Genomic DNA, 18,440 nt, shown 5'->3' with positions numbered 1-18,440 from the left:
CGTATTCCTTCGCGAATTCAGACAATGCCAGACAGAAGAACCACACCCAAAGTCAGCCATCCAAGGGCGAGGGAGTGGGAGAAAGCCGACGACCAGCCTTGCAGGCGTTGGCGGAATGGGAGTGCGACGGCGCGGGCCTTGCGGGCGGATTGCCGGGTCCAGCGTTGACGATCGAGGCGGAACAGCACGAAGCTTTTGACGGCTGCCCCTGTGATCTGGCTGAAGTACAGCAAGAACGGGTAGGTGATCGGGAAGGGCTGCATCCGCACGGTCGCCAAGATCCAGCAGTAGGTGTAGCGGGTGAACATGATCCAGGCGATGTAGACGGGTAGCGCTAACGGCTCGATAAACACCGCGCCGAACAGCACCGAGATTGGGCCCGCAAGCGTGGTCCAGATGCCGACACGCTGATCCAGGATTGACCACCAGGTGAACCAGCCGATGCTGTTGGGCGACAAAGACAGCGCCCGGCCATTGGTGCGCAGCATGTTGCCGAACCAGCGCACCATCAGGGTCAGGGCCGAGTCCACAAAACCGGGGCGCGGTTGGCTTTCCATCGACAGCGAAGCCACGTCGGGCAGATAACCCATTTTGTAGCCGTTCTTCAGCAGCCAGAACCAAGTCGACTTGTCGTCGCCGGTCAGGAAATTCACCCGCCCCAAGCGCCAATGGTCGATGAAATCGCTTTGCACTTGGTTGATGAAGCCCGCATTGGTGGCGAGATCGGCGCGCACCACGCTCATCCGCCCGGTCAGGGTCAGCACACGGTCGGACAGGCCCATCGACGACATCATCACCTGACGCTGGTTAAAACGCAGCATGAACCAATCGCGGAACAACGGCATGTCGGTGGCGCGGATCTCGACTTCTTCGTCGGTGGTCACAGCGCCCATATCGGGATTTGTGAAGAAGGGGGCTGTGGCGGCCACGATGTCTTCCGGCACGCAGCTGTCGCCATCGACGAACAAGACGATATCGCGGCGGGTCGGTGCCTCGCCTGCGATCAGACGCAGCGACCGCGCCAAAGCGTCGCGTTTGCCAGTACCTGCGATCTGGTCAACCATCAGCCGGGTGTTCGAGGTATCCACCGCCATCCGGTCAAAGATGTTGCGGATCAGGCGGGCATCGGCGGTATCGACCACCGAACACACCACGGTGGCCCCGCCAGCCGAGGCGGCTGCCGCGCGGAACAGGGCTTGATAGACCCGCGTGGTGACTTCGGGTTCGATCTTGTAGCTGGTCACCAGAAAATACGCATGGGCAGGCATGGGCAAAGCAGCATAAGCCGCCATCGCCCGCGCCTTGCGCTGCGGATAGACCCATTTCAGGAACAGCGCCGCCCGCGTGAAGTTGATCGCAGCCCAAGTGTAGCGCCAGAGGCCAATCACCCCGACCACTACCAAAGCGCTGCCCACATCGCCCATCGCATGGAACGGCAGGCTCAGGCCAAGCCCCACCATCACAGCGATAAAGGCGATATGTCCCAGCATCATCATTACCAGCAAATGCCCTGATAGGTGCCGCCCGAGCGTTTGCCCGCTTTGATCCGGGTCAGGTCGATCACCGGATGGGTGGCGGCGTTTAGTTCTTCCAGCGTGTCGTCGTATTTGTTGCCGACCAGCACGATGTCCGATTTCGCCAGCAGTTCCTTGATCGTCGGCACCAACCGGTCCTTCAGATCAATGTTGTAATCGTTGCCACGGCCCGCCGCGCTCATGTCATTGGCATAGGCTTCGTGGACGAAGGGGTCATAGACGTTCAGGGTCATGCCTTGGTCGATCAGGCGCGCGGCGAGTTCGGCCAGAGGGCTTTCGCGCATGTCATCGGTGCCGGGTTTGAAGCTGATGCCTACCAAACCCACCGAAGTGGAGCCCGACGCCATCACCATCGCTTCGGCGCGGTTGATCTGTTCGGCATTGGCAACCAACACGGCATCCAGCAGCGGCGAGGCCACTTGGATATCGGCGGCAATCGAACGCAAGGCCCGCACGTCTTTCGGCAAGCACGATCCGCCAAAGGCAAAGCCGGGGCGCATGAAATACGGGCTCATCGACACTTTGTGATCCGAGCACAGGATCTTCATCACGGCCTGACCATCAAGGCCACAAGCCTTGGCAATATTGCCGATCTCGTTGGCGAACGTGACCTTCACCGCGCGCCACGCGTTCGAGGTGTATTTGATCATCTCGGCCGAGCGCACATCCACGACGTTCACATCGCAGGGCAGGTCTTTGTTCAGCATGGTCAGGAAGTCGGCGGTCTTTTTCTCCAGCGCACCAAACACGATCAGGCCGGGATCGTAGTAATCCTGAATGGCGGTGCTTTCGCGCAGGAACTCGGGGTAGTAGCCGACGCCGAAACCAACGCCCGCCTCCATGCCGGAATATTCTTCAAGGATCGGGATGCAGACCTTCTCCATCGTGCCAGGCACAATGGTCGAGCGCACGATGACCGAATGGAAACCATCTTTGCCCGGAAGTGCCGAAGCAATCGCGCGGCAGCAGCTTTCGACATACTTCAATCCGATGGAACCATCTTCCGCCGAAGGGGTGCCAACGCAGACAAACGACGCATCGGCAGCGCGCACGGCGGCCGCGGCATCAAGCGTTGCGGTCAGCTTACCGGCGGCAAAAACCTCGGCGATCAATTCGGGCAATCCATGCTCGACGATGGGCGACAGGCCCGCATTGATCGAGGCGACCTTGCCCGGATCAACGTCAACCGCGATCACCTCGTGGCCGTCTTTCGCCAGACAAGCTGCCGAAACCACGCCCACATATCCAATCCCAAACACGACAATTTTGGCCATCCGAACAGTCCTCTCAAAGCGCCAAATCTGTGGCGAAAATGCGGCAGCGCAGCATTGTTGGCACCATAAGTCCGGCTCGGCGCGGATGGAAAGTCAGGGTAACCCCTCATTTTTGATGTAATTTTTACTCAATCCCTTACATCTTTTGGACTAGCGTAGGGATAAACCGAAAAGATTATGCTGCATTGCGGCAGAAATGGCTTTGACCCCGGAGCATCCTTTCAGATGCCCCGAGGCCAGACTTTTACCCTGTTTTGATATCTCAGGCGGTACGCTTTTCCGATTGAACCCAACCATTGCGAATCGCATATTCGACGATGGCCCGACGGCCTTGCAGATTAAGTTTGCTGCTGCCCCGCGCCTTGTAAGTCTCGATGGTTTTCGACGACAACTCGAGCTCGAGCCCGATCTCTTTCAGGCTTTTGCCGAACGCCACCGACTTCAGAACATAAATCTCGCGTTCAGTCAGTTCGCGCTGGCGCGGGACTGATTTTGCCGTCTGCACAGAATCGAACAAGTTCGCGAAGGCAGGGTCGATACAAGTGGCCCCGCCATGCACGGCCATGATTGCGGCTTCAAGCTGCTCTAGCCCGGCGGAGCGTGGAAGCACGCCGCGAAAACCTGCGGCAAGGCTGGCACGCGCCAGCGTCATGGAAAGATCATTGGTGTAACTGATCAGACAGCGCGCGCCAAACCGCTCGCGCAGCCGCTTAGCCAAATGTCCTGCTGGCAGATCAATCTGGGCCGGGTCCAGTAAGGCGATATCGACCCGCGACGCCGCCTGATCGGTATACCGATGATCTGGACCCGCCTGAAGCAAGTCGACCGGGGCGAAGGCCGATGCGCTGATACTTAGCCGCTTTTCCAGCAACGAGCACAAGCCAAGCGCGAACATCGGGTCTTTGTCGATGACGACCATATGGATCATCTGGTCTTCCGCGATCATTCTTTGCGTTCCCTTAGGGGTATATTTCCTCGTGCGTCGACGCAAATGATGCTCCGCCACGCGACGAAAACATGTGAATATTAATCGGCTCCCCCCGATTGGAACAACTTTACTCTTCATATTTACAGGGGAAGCATGTGCTCAAGATTCACGACAGCACAATGACGCACTGGCGAGCCACTGCGTCATTAAGCGTCATTTCGCCCAAATGATCCCAAAATTGGACCAAGATTCCAGCAGGTGCTCAGTTCGGCAGCCGCCCTGAATCTTTTCTGCAAGGAATTTCCTGACACTCTTCTACCGAAGTTATTGCGCCATGCCTGAACACCGCTACGCCACTTTTCGATAGTCTAACGCCTAAAGTCTGCAGAATCGCCCCAATGTTAGAAATGCTAATTCAAAAGATAATCATGCAATGCGGTTGTGTCAACATTTCTGAGAATCAGCGAATCGCCCAGATCAGAGGTCAACGTCAGATAGGACACGCCGGCACGCATCACTTCACTGATTGCAAAATCATCCGCAGATGTCAGGGTATGGCTGGACCAGTGCGACAGTGACTCAGCCAGATCGTCATCGTTGAATCCAAAGAATACTAGGCTGTCATGCTGAGCGATGCTGAAATCATGCACCGTGTTGATACCGTTGCTTGCGATAAACACATCCGCCCCAGCCCCCCCGATGATCGAGTTCTTACCCGCGCCACCGTTCAGCGTATCTTGGCCCAACCCACCACTTAAAGAGTCGTTCCCTAGGCCGCCGTTCAATAGATCATGGCCCGCATAGCCGTGCAGGCCGTCGTCGCCAGCCTCTCCGAAGATGATGTTGCTGCCCGCGTTGCCGATGACACGGTTGCCATTGGCATTGCCGACAAAATCAAGGTCGGTGCGGCCGGTCAGACGCACACCCTGCACGCTGGAATCTGCCATACTGTCGCTGGTCACATCGATGCTGGTCGATGCAGCCCCGACAGCGGCGTTTGAGGCAGATACCACCGCGAGCGGCTTGCTGGTGACGGATTTGATACCATCAATAAATTCGAACTCCTCAATACCTGAGATAAAGCTGCGACCCAGTGCGCTAAGCACGACGCATTGCCCGTCAATCGTTGTCACCAGCACCTGCGAGCTGTGCAACCCCATCACCAGACGATCAACGCCTTGCCCACCGTTGATCGTGTCATCTCCAGCCGAAGCCAGCACCAGATCAGCGCCTGTGCCCATATCAATCCAGTCATTGCCCGCTCCACCGATCACACTGTCATTTCCCGACAGCGTGCTGATCTTCGCGCCAGTATCGACGGCCACCACCGCATCGGCTCGCACCGTGGCCACAACGTTCTCAAACTTGATCACGTTGGCGTCGGCATCCGTTGGCGCACCATAGCTGGTGCCGGGATTAAAAAAGCTTACGGAGGCCATGAAGCTTTGCTCAGCCACGGTGCGGATCGAGTTATGCACGATGACCGTGTTGCCATGATCCAAACCGCCGTGAAAATTAATGTCGCGGTTGGTGAAATCGACCTCAATGGTGTTGTTCGCCGCCGAGGTGTAGCTGGCAAACAGCACTGCATGGCGGGTATCGATCACTTGCAGGTTAGTGAAGGTGCTGTTGTAAACATCGCGAATCCAAAAGCCATAGCCGTTGCCGCCATCCCCTTTGTTATGCGCCCCGGTTACCGTCACATCATCGACGACAGCGTCAATCGAGCGGCCCAAGACCAATCCGTTCGAGCCCGGCTGCACGATATCGACATTCTCGATGACGGTGCGCACCGAGCTGTTGACCAGCACCATCATGCCACCGTCTTCGGCCTTGTTGATGTTGCTGAACTTGCTGGCGTCTGCGGTGCCGTAGTCACCTTGGAAGGTCAGATTGCGCACGGTCACATCCTCAACCGTATTCGCCACAGCCACCGTTGTCGTTGCGGCATCAAACGCGAAGGGCAACTCACGGTCCAGCACAACGGTATTGCCGTTGACGGCAGTTACAACGACCATTGCTGTGCGAAGCGGTTTGTCCTGCTGCCACTGAGTATCGCCGATCTCCGTGAACAAGGCCGCATCGTTCGGACGCTCGATCCACAAGACATCGCCGACTCTAAGCGCTGCGCCATTCGCCACCTCAAGGCTGGTCGCGCCTTCGTCTGCCGCTTGGGTCAGCTTCATCGCATTGGTTTCCGTCTCGCGAAACAGTACCGAGCCGATTTGCAACGCAGGTGCGCCAGCCAACGCCTTATCCGCAATGATTGTCACATTGCCCTGCCCCTCAAGGGTGATGCCGTCCCTGTTCAGCACCACTGTTTTGTCAAAGGTATAGCTGCCTTGCTGCAACACGATACGCGTCCCTGCAGCAGCCGTGTTGATGGCGGCTTGGATCGTGGCAGCCGAGCTTCCGGCAGCAATCGTGATCACCGGAGCCGATTCAGAGAGCGCTGTGGCAGCGGTGTAGAGGGCAGCGGACATGACACACCTTTGGGTTGTTTAGGCAGCGGACCCCTCTGAGCTGCAGTTGAAATCGGGCACGAATGTGTTTGAGCTGCGGCAGCTCTGCGCCGGGATGGGTTGCGAGGGATTTGCCTGACAGAACCTGTCGGCGACTACCCTATGCATTGTTAATCAATCAGCAACAGTATTCGATAATTGTTTCGAAAATATCGATATAATGGATAGACTTACAGCTCGCCCAGTCCAAGCACTGCCCGCGCATTGGACTGATTCGCGCCATTCATCACCTGCCGCCGCCCTTGCGTGGTTGGTGGCCTTCCGACACGCTGATCTGATAGAATTATGAACCTGTTGCCGTCCTAATTGCTGCCCGACCGTCCTGCGACCATTGCGATTCAGGAGCTTTTCGATGATCGGCTTATTTGACGCGCTGACCCGGATGAGACTGTGTCTGGTTTTGATCGCGGTGCTGCGGATCTGGCCCGCGTAGGATGACATCAGCCTGCCACATGACCACTGCGACCTGCCCGCCGATCATCCGCATCTGCTGGAACACGGGGTCCAGCATCGCCATGCTTCGTGATCGACCAGCTGCACCGGCGCTGGCCGCGTACCGTCTGAGCCATGTTGGAACTTGTCGGTCTGTTCCTTGCCGCCTTTGCCGCCGCCACGCTGATACCGGCGCAATCCGAGGCCGTGCTGGTGGCGCTGATCCTGAACGCCGCGCAGCCGGTTTGGCTGCTGTTGGTAGTGGCAACGCTGGGCAATGTGCTGGGCTCGGTGCTGAACTGGGCGCTGGGGCGGTTTCTGATCCGCTTTGCCGACCGGCGCTGGTTTCCAGTGTCAAAGCGCCAACTGGACCGGGCGGCAGGCTGCTATGCCCGATGGGGGTATTGGAGCCTGCTGGGGGCATGGCTGCCGATCATCGGTGATCCTTTGACACTGGCCGCCGGAGTGATGCGCGAACCGTTCTGGCGTTTCGCGCTGATCGTCACGCTGGCCAAAGCCGGGCGCTATCTGGTGCTGGTCTGGGCGACGCTGCAGCTAGTCTGACGCGCCGGTTTCGCAAGCACAATCACGACACCAGTTGCCGCCATCCAGAGGATGCTGAAGCTCGACTTTCGGAAGGTAGATATCTGCCGATTTTCCCCCTACTGTGCAACGGGGGCGTCATCGTTCCGTCACTTCCGGGCAAAGGATCAAAGACCGGATGGAAGATCAGTTTTTTCGGCTGGGCGTGGCGCTTGCGATCGGTTTGCTGGTCGGGCTGGAGCGTGGGTGGCGCGAACGCGAGCAGCCTGCAGGGAGCCGAACCGCCGGGCTTCGGACCTTCGGCATCTTTGGCCTTCTGGGCGGAATATTTGCCGCCCTCGCGGTAGAAATGGCCGCCCCATTGATCTTTGCGACAGGCTTTCTCTGTGTGGCGGTATTGCTGGGCGTGTTCCAGTTTCACGAAGCCCGCCACGACGGAAACTTCAGCGTCACCGGGGTCATGGCAGGTCTTGGGGTGTTTGGTCTGGGCGCACTGGCGGTCACTGGCGATTATCGTGTCGCGGCGGCGGGCGGTGCGGCGCTGGCTGCCGTCCTCGCCAGCCGAGAGATTTTGCATGCAACCTTGCGCCGCCTCAGCTGGGTCGAACTGCGCTCGGCGCTGGTGCTGGCGGTGATGACAACCATCGTGCTACCGATACTGCCGAACCGGACCATCGACCCGTGGGGTGGGTTGAACCCGTGGGAGATCTGGTTCTTCACCGTGCTGATCGCGACGATTTCCTATGCGGGCTATATCGCCGTGCGGGTGCTTGGCCCGACGCGCGGCCTGTTGGTCAGTGCGCTGGCGGGGGCTGTTGCGTCTTCAACCGCGGTCACGGTCGCACTGGCGCGGATGGCGAAAAGTGCCGATCAGGTGCGACCTTTGGTTGGCGCCGCAACTTTGGCCGCGATGGTTTCGGTGCTGCGTGTGCTGATCGTCATCGCGCTGTTGCGCCGCGAGATCCTGCCCCATGTCGTGGTTCCTGCCCTCTGTGTGGCGGGCGTTCTGGGGGCTGCGGGGCTGGCCATGCTATTGCGCGGCACCGATGCGCAGCAACCCGACGAGATGCTGCGCAACCCGTTCGAATTGCGCGCCCTTCTGGTGTTTGCCCTGCTGTTTGCCGTTGTCTCCACGGCAAGCGCGGCGCTTGTGGGGCAGTTCGGCGGAGCCAGCCTGCCCGCAACCTCGGCCATGTCGGGCATGTTTGACGTCGATGTCGCGGTGCTGAGTGCGCTGCGCCTTGACACCACTGCGATCGGACTGCCGGTGATCGGCTTGGCGATCCTGATCGCACTTGCCTCCAATGCCTTTGGACGATTGTCGCTGGCCGTTCTAGCCGGTCCGGTCCGCTTCTGGTTGCCGCTGCTGGCGAGCACCCTCGCTGCCGCGGCAGCGGGCGGGGTTGCCTATGCGCTGTTGGCGGCTGGACAGGCTGGGCCTTTGTTGCCTCTGCCAGCCTGAGCCATCCTACAACCGCAGGGATGCCGCCGCCCTTGCGTGGTTGGTGGCCTTCCGATACGCTGATCTGATAGAATTATGAACCTGTTGCCGTCCTAATTGCTGCCCGACCGTCCTGCGACCATTGCGATTCAGGAGCTTTTCGATGACCAGCTTATTTGACGCGCTGACCCGGATGAAGCTGTGTCTGGTCTTGATCGCAATGCTGGCACCGCTGCCGCTGGCCGCGCAGGATATAGGCTTTGCACCTGGCTGGCAGATAGAAGCCCAAAGCTCTCAGCTGCGGTTTCAGTCGGTCAAGAATGTCACCGTTGTTGAATCCAGCAGTTTCGCGGCGTTTTCTGGCGGGCTGACCGCCGATGGCACGCTGTCGCTGCATGTGTTTCTGGATTCGGTCGACACCAAGATTGATCTGCGCAATGTGCGGATGCGGTTCCTGCTGTTTGAAACCTTCCGCTTCCCCGAAGCCGTGATCACCGCCAAAATCAACCCGGCTGATCTGGCCGATCTTCCCACCCTGCGGCGCAAGACCCTGCATCTGACCTATACACTGGATCTGCACGGTGTGAAAAAACAGCTTGAGACCGATGTGGCCGTGACCTTGTTGCAGGATGATACCGTTGTGGTGTCCTCGACGGTGCCAGTGGTGATTGCGACCGATGATTTCGGGCTGGGTGAGGGCGTGCAAAAGCTGCAAGAGGCGGCGAATGTGGTGATCATCCCGTCGGGTACCGTCAGTTTTGATCTGACCTTGAAGCGCAATGGCGGGGCCACCCCCGCGCCAACTCCAACGCCTGAAGCAGCGGCCCCCGAAGTGATTGCGCAAGCGCCTGCGACGCCGGAAACACCTGCCCCAGAAGCAACCACCCCGGCTGCGCCAGATCCAGCTGCCGTCGCACAAGAGCCTACGGGTGATCTGGATCTTGCTGCCTGCGAGGGACGTTTTGAAATCCTGTCGCGCAGCGGCAACATCACCTTCCACTCAGGGTCCGCCCGCCTGCAAGCCAGCAGCGCAGCCTTGCTGGACAGCGTCGCTGATATCAGCGCGCGCTGCCCCGGCCTGAAGATCGAAGTGTCGGGCCATACCGACTCGGATGGTTCCCCCTCCGCCAACCAGTATCTGTCGCAGCAGCGCGCGAAAGCCGTGGTGCGCTACCTCGAGAACAAGGGCCTTGCCGCCGACCGCTTCACCGCCATCGGCTACGGTGAGGACAAGCCGATCTTCGACAATGACACGTCCGAGCACAAATCACGCAACCGCCGGATCGAGTTCGCGTTGGTGCAGCAATAGATGCGACAGAGCAGGGTTATATATGTGCTGGCCTTGGTGCTGAGTTTCCTTGGTCCGCCGCTGCAGGCGCAAAGCGATGAAGCCGCCGCGTGGCAAGCCGCCCAGACGTCTGAAGACATCGGCTTGCTGCAAGCGTTCGTGCAAAATCACCCGCAAAGCCCGCACCTGGCCGAGGCAAACGCTCTGCTGGAGAAGACCATCGCCACCGCGCGTGGGCTGGGCCTGATGCCGGTTGAAGCGGTTGACGGCTATGTTGTGCAGCGCGCCTTGATCAGCGCTGCGCAAACCTCAAAAGCCGCCGCAGATTATCAGGCTTACCTTGCCGCCTATCCACAGGGTCTGTTCGCCGGCCTCGCGCAAAGCGAGTTGGCGCTGCTGGCGCTGACTGCTCCGGTCACGCCTGCGCCCGATCCGATGGCCGAGCTTGCCGGTCTGACCTTCACCACGCCGTTTCCGGTGGGCGAGCATATCAAGGGCCTGTCGATTGCCGATCTGATTGCCACCGCTACCCCACAGTTCGCCCCGATCGAAGGCTTGCCGGAAGCGGCGTGGCGCGACAAATCCTGCGCAAACTGTCACGCCTGGACCGAAGCCAGCCTGTGTGACCAAGCCAATACCTACACCAAACCCGCAGCAGCCGAGGCTTTGGCCAAGCCGCATCCCTTGGGTGAAACCTTCAAGATCGGCCTGCAGGCCTGGGCTTTGGGCGGGTGTAAGTAGCATGGCGCAGGTTCCCCCCGATGCCGGTCATCCGTCTGATCCGCCGCGTGAGCGCGCCACCACCGTCTCGGGCGGCACCCGGATCATCGGCACCTATGAGATCGAAAAACTGATCAGCGCCGGTGGCATGGGCGAGGTGTATCGCGGCCATAACATCCACAATGGCGAGCCTGTGGCGATCAAGATCGTGCTGCCCAGCCTCGCGCATGACCCGAAGATCGTGGCGCTGTTCCAGAAGGAAAGCACCACATTGTCGCGGCTAAGCCACGAAGCCATCGTGCGCTATCATGTGTTCACCAATGACCCTGTGATCGGGCGGCCCTGTCTGGTGATGGAATTCGTCTCGGGCACCCCGGTGTCCGAACGGATTGAAACCGGGCCGATGCCGTTGGATGAGGTCAAGGTGATGCTGCGCCGTGTCGCCTCGGGTCTGGAAAAGGCGCATCGTGCGGGCGTGGTGCACCGGGATATGTCGCCCGATAATATCATCCTGGAGGATGGCCTGGTTGAACATGCCAAGTTGATCGACTTCGGCATCGCGAAATCTTCGGCCATTGGTGCGGGCACGTTGTTGCAGGGCCAGTTTGCTGGCAAGTTCAACTGGGTGGCGCCTGAGCAGCTGGGCGCTTTTGGCGGCCATGTCGATGGGCGGTCGGACATCTATTCGCTGGCTTTGGTGGCAGCGGCGGCCAGCAAGGGGGCTGTACTGGAGATGGGCTCCTCTATCGTCGACGCTGTCGGCAAGCGCGCGGCAGTGCCGGATTTGACCGGCGTGGATGCAGCACTGGTGCCGTTGCTGCGCTGGATGCTGTCGCCTGACCCTGCGGCGCGCCCCGAGACGATGGCCCAAGTGATCGCGGCGCTGGATAACCCCGGATTGGTGCCCGGCCCCGACCCGAATGCCACGGTGATCGGTGGCAGCATCGCGGCTGAGACCAACGATGCCAGCCCGTTCGGCAGCCCGCCCGCCTTGCCGGTCATGACTGTGGCGGCGCCGACTGCGCAGAAATCTGTGCTGCTGCCGCTTGCTGTTGTGGCCTTGCTGGCTGCCAGCGCTGTTGCCTATTTCTCGGGTGCCTTCACCCCCACGCCAATCCAGCCGATTGCAGAGACCCCTCTCCCCCCGGAGCCCACGCAACAGCCGCAGCCTGCTGACCCCATCGCCGCGCCCCCCGACATGCTGACCGCCGAGACCCTGAGCAAGCACCTCACCACAGCGCAAACCTGCGGACCGCTGAGCCTGAGCGATCCACCTGCGGCGGGTTATGCTGAAGCCGATCCGGTGAGGATCACAGGGCGTGTCGGGTCTGACGCGGCAGCGGCGACTTTGCGTGATGGGCTTGCCCCGCTGCTCGGCAAGCGAGGGGTGACTCTGGACCTTGCTCAACTGAACCCCGCAATTTGTGCGGTGTTGAATGCTTTGCCTGTGTTGGGCGCGGGCGGGGCTGCGATCTCGCTTGGCTATGGCGACCGCAGCGATCCTAACCCGGACGGGCGCTATCTGGTCGGGGAGAACCCGGTGATTGATCTGACTGTGCCAGACGGCGGGGGGTATCTTTCGGTCGTGGTGGTGGATGGATCGGGGCAGGTGCTGCATCTTTTGCAGGGCAGTCAGCGGGCCGGGCAGGCCAAGCTGCGGGTAGCGTTTCCGGTGATGGAGGCGGGAGCCGGGCGGCCTGTTCTGGTGGTCAATCCGGCGGGGCTGGGGCTGGCGATGGTTCTGCTGCTGCGGTCTGAGGCGGCGTTGGAGCCAGGTCCGATGATAGAGCCGGTGGCGGAATTTGTGGCGCGGCTGAAACAGGCGAAGCTGCTCTCGATGGATCAACGGCTGCTGAGCCTGGAAGCACCCTGAAGGCATGGTCCCAACTCGGGACCAAATTTTTCTGTTTTATGTCAATGATATAGGGTGGTCACTTTCACACTTTCTTAATCTTTGGCTTGAACTGGCCCAGCTTTCTGACCTGCCACCAAGAGCCGTCCGCAGCGGCATCGAGCCGCTTTGAACGGCGTTGCCAGATCCAGGCTGCGCCGAAGCGATCATCCTTGCCGTGGCAACGCCGCCGGAGGGGGCTCGATGCCCCCGCGGGCGGCTCTTGGTTCAGCTCACACCTGTCCAGCCAACCGGGCCAGTGCCCAAGCCGCTGCCTCGGCCACGGTCGGGTCTGGATCAGCCTGCAAGGGCGCGGCATCGGCGGCCAACCCCGGCAGGCCAGAGTTGCCGATGGCATACAGCACGTTGCGCACAAAACGGTCGCGGCCAATGCGCTTGATCGGGCTGCCCGCAAAGCGCACGCGGAAGGCGGTATCATCAAGGCTGACCAGATCGGCCAATTCGGGCGCGCCGACCCTTGGCTGATAGCCGATGTCGCGGGCGGCTTGGGCGAATTTGTTCCACGGGCAGGCAGCAAGGCAATCATCACAACCATAAATCCGGTTGCCCATCAGCGCGCGCAGCTCGGGATCAACCGGCCCTTTATGCTCGATGGTCAGATAAGAGATACAGCGGCGCGCGTCCAACTGGTAAGGCGCGGGGAAAGCGTTGGTCGGGCAAGCCTCCAGACAGGCGGTGCAGGTGCCGCAATGGCTGACCTCGGGCGCATCCTTTGGCAGATCGGCGGTGGTGAAGATCGCGCCAAGGAAAAACCAGTTGCCCAGATCGCGCGACAGCAGGTTGGTATGCTTGCCTTGCCAGCCCAGACCTGCCGCTTCGGCGAGGGGTTTTTCCATCACCGGGGCGGTATCGACGAAGACCTTGATCTCGGCCTTGGCGGCATTTGCAAACCAGCCGCCCAGCCGTTTCAACCGCCGCTTCACCAGATCATGATAGTCCTTGCCCTGCGCATAGACCGAGACCGCCGCGCGGTCGGGCTGTGCGAGCACGGCCATAGGGTCCGCCTCTGGCGTGTAAACCTCGGCCAGCATGATCACCGAACGCGCCTCGGGCCACAGCGCCGCTGCATTGCCGCGCCAATGCTCGCGCTCGGCCATCCATGTCATCTGGCCGTGGTGATCGGCTTGTAGAAATTGCCGCAACCGCCCGGCGGTTTCGGGCACCGCATTGGGGGCACAGATGCCGACTTTGGAGAAACCCTCCTGCAAAGCTTGCGCGATCAGATGATCCTTCAGAGACGGCAAGGTCATCCTCTCTGCTCAAATATCCTCTGGGGGTCCGGGGGGCGAAGCGTCCCCGGCGGTTTCAGCTAGAAATCCAGATCGGCGTAATGCGCGGGGGGCGGGAAGCCCGGCACTTGATCGGCCAGCAGGGTGCGGAACGAAGGCCGCGATTTGATCTTGGCATACCAGTCTTTCACCGTGGCCGAGCGGTTCCAATCGACATCCGAGATATAATCGAGGCAAGAGATATGCGCGGCGGCGGTCAGATCGGCCAAGGTCATCACATCGCCTGCCAGCCAGCGGCGCTGATCGAGCAGCCAGCCGAGGTAATCGAGGTGGTATTTGATCCGCCCTGCCCCCGACTTCACGGCTTTGGAATCCGGGTAGCCATGCGCCATGATCTTCTTGTTGACCCGCTCATACAGCAGTTTCGAGGTGACTTCGGCGTGGAATTTGTCATCAAACCAGGCGCAGAGGCGACGCACTTCAAAGCGCATGTCGATGTCTCGCGGCATCAGCGTCGGGTTCGGGTAAGCCTCTTCCAGATATTCACAGATCGCCTGACTTTCCGACAGCACGCGGTTTTCGATGCGCAGCACCGGGACTTTGCCCGCTGGATTGCGGCGCAGGAAATCCGGGGAAGGCTCCCAATAGCGTTCTTCGATCAGCTCTACCTCCAGCCGTTTCTCGGCCAAAGTCAGGCGCACCTTGCGGCAGAATGGCGAGAGCGGGAAATGATAGAGACGGATCATGAAGGGATGGATCTTTGTATGCGGGTTTTGATCTTCAATGCCGCGAAGGGGCGCGGAATTCAACCACAATCCCGGCGGTTTTCAGTCTTGAAAGCAATCCGCGCGGCCATCCGCCAGAATGGTCTCGGCGCCTGACATGATCGCGCCGGTGCGTTTGCGGACGAAACTGCTGGGTTTGGACGCGGAACGGTCTTTCGGGTTGGGCAGCACTGCGGCGAGGCGGGCGGCTTGCAGGGCAGAGAGATCGCGGGCATCGACGCCGAAATAGTGCTGGGCGGCGGCTTGCACGCCGAACACGCCCTCGTCGAATTCGGCGACGTTGAGGTAGACTTCAAGGATGCGCTGCTTCGACCAGACCAGCTCGACCACCGGGGTGAGACCCGCTTCGATGGCCTTGCGCAGCCAGCTGCGGCCTTGCCAGAGGAAGACGTTCTTGGCGACCTGTTGCGTCAGGGTAGAGGCGCCGCGATTGCCACCCTGTTCGGCGGCGGCGCGGATGGCGGCCATATCGAAGCCCCAGTGCAGGCAGAAATTGGCGTCTTCAGCCGCGACAACCGAGCGGCCCATCACCGGGGCGATTTCATCCCAGTTGACCCAATCCTTGCTGATGCCGCCCAAGCGCAAGCTTTCGGAGAGTTGATAGAGGTTGATCGGCGGCGGCAGGAAACTGAACAGCAGGATCAGGACGCCGAAGAAGCCGGCGATGCTTGCCAGCCCCCGCAAAATCCAGCGTTTGATCTGTCGCCCCTTGGGAAGGGAGGCGATCAAGGCAGGCGCGGGGGCGGCCTTTTTGCGCGATTTCTTCGGGGTGTCGACCATTTGGCAGCTTAGGCCCCAAGCTTTCGGTTTGGTCAAGGGTTTGGCGGGGGAATTTGCGGGCGGTGAGACGGTGTCCGCGTGTGGACAGACGGCTGATTTGATCGTTTTCAAGGGGTTAAGGCGGTGTCGTTCAGAGTTTGTTAAGGATTGCTCCCGCGCTTACAGCGCGGTTTCGCAACTGGCTTGATCGTTGCGGTAGCGGGCAACCTCGACCCCGGTGCTGTTGGTGTAGACATATTCAAGCGTCCCGCCGCCGCTTAGAATCGGGATGATCGCTTCATTGGTGCAGTTGGATTGGAAGATCCCGTCGCTGAAATTTGCCGGGAGTTCCGCGATATCCGAGGCGATGGAATAGTGGTAGCGGATGGTTGTGCCCTGCACATCGACCCGGTGCAGCGTGGTGATTTCGTCAACCCGCGCGGGCACGGTGATTTGCTGAGCCGACATGCGCAGCAGTTCTTCAAGGCCTGCGTCGGATTGCGCCATGTGGCGGGTCAGCCCATTGGCGACGCGGGGATCGCTGGCGGCGGCGGCTTCGACCGCGCTGGTGACGGATTTAACTGTGGCCAGGTTAATCAACATCAAGACGATGCCCAGCACAGCACCCGGTGCGCCCACCAAGCCCGCCCATGCGCCGTTGTCGGGTTGGATCGGGCCATCGGGTTGCAGGTGTTTCGACGGTGTGAACAACAGCCAGAGGTTAGCGAAGGGGATGAAGGCCAGAAAGGCTTTGCGGGGGTCACCGTAGGCATCGAGCGAGCGGGCTTGGGCGAGGGTGGCAAAGACATAGCCACCCGCCAGACTGGCCACGATATCGCCAAGCATCAGCAGCCAGAGTGTCCCGGCCTGCATCATCGCGCCACCGCCAAGCCACCAGAATTGCGTGAGGCTGATGGCCAGCGTGCAGAGCGCGATACCGGTGAAATAGGGGCCGCGCAGCATTCGAAAGCTGGGGGTGCGGGTGAGCAGAGCGATAACGCCCCCCAAGCAGATCAAGCCATAGCTGAGCGCCTTCATCCCCCATTCGGGCAGCAGAATATAGCTGAAGGCAAGTTGTTCCATCGCCATCGAACCCCTGATCGCCCGCAGGAGGGCTGACAATGAGGCTAAGCAAGTGCTGGCCGTTTAGCAACGTTGTTGGGCAGCCTTGGTTTGGCTTCTCAATAGCGGCGGGAACCACCCATTCACGACAGAAAATGTCGCGGGTGATGCTGCGCGGGTGGCTTGGCTTGTTAGGCTTTGCGCAACCTTAGCCCGGAGCCCCCTATGCCGCTGCGCCGCACACCGTTTTATGCCCTTGCCTCGGCCTATGGCGCGCAGATGGGGCCTGTGGGCGGGGGGTTTATGTCGGCGCATCACTATGGCGATGTGAAGGCCGAGCATCTGAACACGCGGACGCATGTGGGGGTGCAGGATCTGTCCACCATGGGCAAGATTGATGTGAAGGGGCCGGAGGCAGAGGCTTTGGTCAACCATCTGATCGTCAATGATGCCGCCGCCATGAAGGTGGGGGCGGCGCGTTATGCCAGCGTTTGTGCGCCGGATGGCGGGGTGATGGATGATCTGACGGTGTTCCGGCTGGCGGAGGAGCATTTTCTGATCGTGTCCGGCTCACGCAATCGGTTGAAGATCCGCGATTGGGCGATGCAGCACGCGCAGGGGCGGCGGGCCTATGTGACGGATATCACGGCGGCGATTGCGTTTCCGACGGTGCAGGGGCCGAAATCTCGGGCGCTGTTGCAGCGGTTGATCCCGGATGCCGATTTGACCGCGTTGAAACGCTGGAGCTTCACCTGGGGGCATTTTGGCGAAACGCGGGTGATGATTTCGCGCACCGGGGTTACGGGTGAGTTGGGGTTTGAGTTATTTGTGCCGTCGGATGAAGCGGCGGGGGTTTGGAACGGATTGCTGACGGTGGGCGGGGCGTATGGGCTGCGCCCCTACGGCGTGCAGGCGATGTTCACTTTGGGGCTGGAGAAGCTGTATCCGGCGCATGGCATTGATATGGATGAGACGGTGACGCCGTTTCATGTTGGCACCGATGCGTTCATCAAGTTTGACAAGGGCGACTTCATTGGCCGCGAGGCGTTGCTGCGGGTGCGTGATCAGGGCGTGGCGACGGCTTGGGTCGGGTTGCTGATGGAAGGCGAGGTTCCGGCGGCGGAGGGGGCTGCGGTGATGGCTGACGGGCGCAAGGTAGGGCATGTGACCTATAGCGATCATGGTTATTCGGTGGGGGCGGTTCTGGCCACGGCCCATATCGAGAAGGGCTATGCGGTGGAGGGCGCGGAGGTGACGGTGGGCGGCGTTAAGGCGCGGGTGGCACGCAAGGCGTTCTTTGATCCCGAGGGCGCGCGGCTGCGCGGTTAACGCTGCGTCATGGTGGAAATCGCATCGTAGCAGGGAACGAAAACTGATGTTGCGGGTTGTTGCTGCATAGGGCTTTGGGAAACCGAGCCGCTGTGTAACAATGGAGATCATCATGTTTCGCACTTCTATCGCGGCCTTTCTTATGGCCACTGCTGTTGCCTTCCCGTCTTTCGCGCAAGACATGAAGCCCGTGCGTGAAGTTGAGGTCACTGTCGACACCTCTGGCATCGGCAACCCTCAGGCGGCGGCCTATTGGGGCACGCTGCAGGATGATTTGAAAGCGTCGATCCTGACCAAAGTGGCGCCGACCGATGACGACGCGGCTGTCGTGATCAAGATCCGTATCGACGATGTGGCGCTGTCCAATGGCTTCCAAGAGAAGCTGGGTCTGGGCGAAACCACGCTGACGGGCAACGTGCTGGTGCAGGATGACAAGAACCACACCAAGGACGACGCCTATGACCTGACGGTCGACGTGGAAGCCGCCAAGCCGCTGCTGCCGCAGGGCTATGACTTCACGGCGGCAGATGCCGACACCAAGGTTTATTACAGCGCGATGGTTAACGCCTTCGCCGACGGCGTAGTGACCCGCCTGAAGTAAGTTTGGCGGTATTGTGTGGAAAGGCCCCCGTTCGCGGGGGCCTTTTTACGTTGGTACGGGCGATGGCAGGCGCGGCGCTG

Annotated in this window: 16 protein-coding genes; 7 read left to right on the top strand and 9 right to left on the bottom strand. The window is 60.4% G+C overall.

Annotation, left to right across the window (positions count from 1 at the left end):
* Positions 1 to 17 precede the first annotated feature (17 nt).
* The 5 genes from U1A24_RS08220 to U1A24_RS08200 all read right to left on the bottom strand — a co-directional run bounded on the left by U1A24_RS08220 (position 18) and on the right by U1A24_RS08200 (position 6,770).
* Positions 18 to 1,490: a glycosyltransferase gene (locus U1A24_RS08220; protein ID WP_322321495.1), complete on the bottom strand. Its 1,473-nt coding sequence runs from the start codon at positions 1,488 to 1,490 to the stop codon at positions 18 to 20.
* A gap of 5 nt (positions 1,491 to 1,495) precedes the next feature.
* Positions 1,496 to 2,809 carry a nucleotide sugar dehydrogenase gene (locus U1A24_RS08215; protein WP_322321494.1) on the bottom strand — a complete coding sequence of 438 codons (1,314 nt, stop codon included), beginning with the start codon at positions 2,807 to 2,809 and terminating at the stop codon, positions 1,496 to 1,498.
* 262 nt (positions 2,810 to 3,071) lie between these two features.
* Complete coding sequence (locus U1A24_RS08210) at positions 3,072 to 3,755, bottom strand: response regulator transcription factor (RefSeq protein ID WP_322321493.1); 684 nt, start codon at positions 3,753 to 3,755, stop codon at positions 3,072 to 3,074.
* 392 nt (positions 3,756 to 4,147) lie between these two features.
* Positions 4,148 to 6,220 (bottom strand): hypothetical protein, encoded by a 2,073-nt coding sequence (locus U1A24_RS08205; RefSeq protein WP_322321492.1) that lies wholly within the window; start codon positions 6,218 to 6,220, stop codon positions 4,148 to 4,150.
* A gap of 400 nt (positions 6,221 to 6,620) precedes the next feature.
* Positions 6,621 to 6,770, bottom strand: coding sequence for a hypothetical protein (locus U1A24_RS08200; RefSeq protein ID WP_322321491.1), 150 nt, complete (start codon positions 6,768 to 6,770; stop codon positions 6,621 to 6,623).
* 56 nt (positions 6,771 to 6,826) lie between these two features.
* Between U1A24_RS08200 and U1A24_RS08195 the strand changes: the two genes are divergently transcribed.
* The 5 genes from U1A24_RS08195 (at position 6,827) to U1A24_RS08175 (ending at position 12,556) form a co-directional block, all read left to right on the top strand.
* The gene (locus U1A24_RS08195; protein ID WP_322321490.1) at positions 6,827 to 7,255 is read left to right on the top strand and encodes a YqaA family protein; all 429 of its coding nucleotides are present in this window, start codon (positions 6,827 to 6,829) and stop codon (positions 7,253 to 7,255) included.
* Positions 7,256 to 7,412: 157 nt separating this feature from the next.
* A complete protein-coding gene (locus U1A24_RS08190; RefSeq protein ID WP_322321489.1) occupies positions 7,413 to 8,696 on the top strand; it encodes an MgtC/SapB family protein in 1,284 nt (427 codons plus the stop codon).
* 142 nt (positions 8,697 to 8,838) lie between these two features.
* Positions 8,839 to 9,984, top strand: a complete 1,146-nt coding sequence (locus U1A24_RS08185; RefSeq protein WP_322321488.1) for an OmpA family protein — start codon at positions 8,839 to 8,841, stop codon at positions 9,982 to 9,984.
* Complete coding sequence (locus U1A24_RS08180; protein ID WP_322321487.1) at positions 9,985 to 10,704, top strand: hypothetical protein; 720 nt, start codon at positions 9,985 to 9,987, stop codon at positions 10,702 to 10,704.
* 1 nt (position 10,705) lies between these two features.
* Complete coding sequence (locus U1A24_RS08175) at positions 10,706 to 12,556, top strand: serine/threonine-protein kinase (protein WP_322321486.1); 1,851 nt, start codon at positions 10,706 to 10,708, stop codon at positions 12,554 to 12,556.
* A gap of 251 nt (positions 12,557 to 12,807) precedes the next feature.
* Here U1A24_RS08175 and queG read toward each other — a convergent pair whose 3' ends face one another.
* The 4 genes from queG to U1A24_RS08155 form a co-directional block, all read right to left on the bottom strand.
* Entirely contained in the window at positions 12,808 to 13,845 is a 1,038-nt protein-coding gene (gene queG, locus U1A24_RS08170) for a tRNA epoxyqueuosine(34) reductase QueG (RefSeq protein WP_322321485.1), read from the bottom strand.
* 59 nt (positions 13,846 to 13,904) lie between these two features.
* Positions 13,905 to 14,570, bottom strand: coding sequence for a glutathione S-transferase family protein (locus U1A24_RS08165; RefSeq protein WP_322321484.1), 666 nt, complete (start codon positions 14,568 to 14,570; stop codon positions 13,905 to 13,907).
* A gap of 81 nt (positions 14,571 to 14,651) precedes the next feature.
* Positions 14,652 to 15,389, bottom strand: coding sequence for a monofunctional biosynthetic peptidoglycan transglycosylase (gene mtgA / locus U1A24_RS08160; protein WP_322321483.1), 738 nt, complete (start codon positions 15,387 to 15,389; stop codon positions 14,652 to 14,654).
* Positions 15,390 to 15,548: 159 nt separating this feature from the next.
* Positions 15,549 to 16,451 carry a hypothetical protein gene (locus U1A24_RS08155; protein WP_322321482.1) on the bottom strand — a complete coding sequence of 301 codons (903 nt, stop codon included), beginning with the start codon at positions 16,449 to 16,451 and terminating at the stop codon, positions 15,549 to 15,551.
* A gap of 204 nt (positions 16,452 to 16,655) precedes the next feature.
* Here U1A24_RS08155 and U1A24_RS08150 point away from each other — a divergent pair, with 204 nt between their 5' ends.
* Positions 16,656 to 17,759, top strand: coding sequence for an aminomethyltransferase family protein (locus U1A24_RS08150; protein WP_322321481.1), 1,104 nt, complete (start codon positions 16,656 to 16,658; stop codon positions 17,757 to 17,759).
* A 112-nt stretch (positions 17,760 to 17,871) separates the two neighbouring features.
* Positions 17,872 to 18,360: a hypothetical protein gene (locus U1A24_RS08145; RefSeq protein ID WP_322321480.1), complete on the top strand. Its 489-nt coding sequence runs from the start codon at positions 17,872 to 17,874 to the stop codon at positions 18,358 to 18,360.
* Positions 18,361 to 18,440 lie beyond the last annotated feature (80 nt).

This window comes from Cypionkella sp. (assembly GCF_034376685.1).
In the GTDB taxonomy this organism is placed as follows: Bacteria; Pseudomonadota; Alphaproteobacteria; order Rhodobacterales; family Rhodobacteraceae; genus Cypionkella.
This window is presented reverse-complemented; position numbering and strand designations above follow the sequence as displayed.

What these genes read in the sequence shown, in the direction of transcription:
- U1A24_RS08220 (WP_322321495.1), bottom strand. Translation starts at nt 1,490, where the DNA reads ATGCTGGGACATATCGCCTTTATCGCTGTGATGGTGGGGCTTGGCCTG.
- U1A24_RS08215 (WP_322321494.1), bottom strand. Translation starts at nt 2,809, where the DNA reads ATGGCCAAAATTGTCGTGTTTGGGATTGGATATGTGGGCGTGGTTTCG.
- U1A24_RS08210 (WP_322321493.1), bottom strand. Translation starts at nt 3,755, where the DNA reads ATGATCGCGGAAGACCAGATGATCCATATGGTCGTCATCGACAAAGAC.
- U1A24_RS08205 (WP_322321492.1), bottom strand. Translation starts at nt 6,220, where the DNA reads ATGTCCGCTGCCCTCTACACCGCTGCCACAGCGCTCTCTGAATCGGCT.
- U1A24_RS08200 (WP_322321491.1), bottom strand. Translation starts at nt 6,770, where the DNA reads ATGCTGGACCCCGTGTTCCAGCAGATGCGGATGATCGGCGGGCAGGTC.
- U1A24_RS08195 (WP_322321490.1), top strand. Translation starts at nt 6,827, where the DNA reads ATGTTGGAACTTGTCGGTCTGTTCCTTGCCGCCTTTGCCGCCGCCACG.
- U1A24_RS08190 (WP_322321489.1), top strand. Translation starts at nt 7,413, where the DNA reads ATGGAAGATCAGTTTTTTCGGCTGGGCGTGGCGCTTGCGATCGGTTTG.
- U1A24_RS08185 (WP_322321488.1), top strand. Translation starts at nt 8,839, where the DNA reads ATGACCAGCTTATTTGACGCGCTGACCCGGATGAAGCTGTGTCTGGTC.
- U1A24_RS08180 (WP_322321487.1), top strand. Translation starts at nt 9,985, where the DNA reads ATGCGACAGAGCAGGGTTATATATGTGCTGGCCTTGGTGCTGAGTTTC.
- U1A24_RS08175 (WP_322321486.1), top strand. Translation starts at nt 10,706, where the DNA reads ATGGCGCAGGTTCCCCCCGATGCCGGTCATCCGTCTGATCCGCCGCGT.
- queG (WP_322321485.1), bottom strand. Translation starts at nt 13,845, where the DNA reads ATGACCTTGCCGTCTCTGAAGGATCATCTGATCGCGCAAGCTTTGCAG.
- U1A24_RS08165 (WP_322321484.1), bottom strand. Translation starts at nt 14,570, where the DNA reads ATGATCCGTCTCTATCATTTCCCGCTCTCGCCATTCTGCCGCAAGGTG.
- mtgA (WP_322321483.1), bottom strand. Translation starts at nt 15,389, where the DNA reads ATGGTCGACACCCCGAAGAAATCGCGCAAAAAGGCCGCCCCCGCGCCT.
- U1A24_RS08155 (WP_322321482.1), bottom strand. Translation starts at nt 16,451, where the DNA reads ATGGAACAACTTGCCTTCAGCTATATTCTGCTGCCCGAATGGGGGATG.
- U1A24_RS08150 (WP_322321481.1), top strand. Translation starts at nt 16,656, where the DNA reads ATGCCGCTGCGCCGCACACCGTTTTATGCCCTTGCCTCGGCCTATGGC.
- U1A24_RS08145 (WP_322321480.1), top strand. Translation starts at nt 17,872, where the DNA reads ATGTTTCGCACTTCTATCGCGGCCTTTCTTATGGCCACTGCTGTTGCC.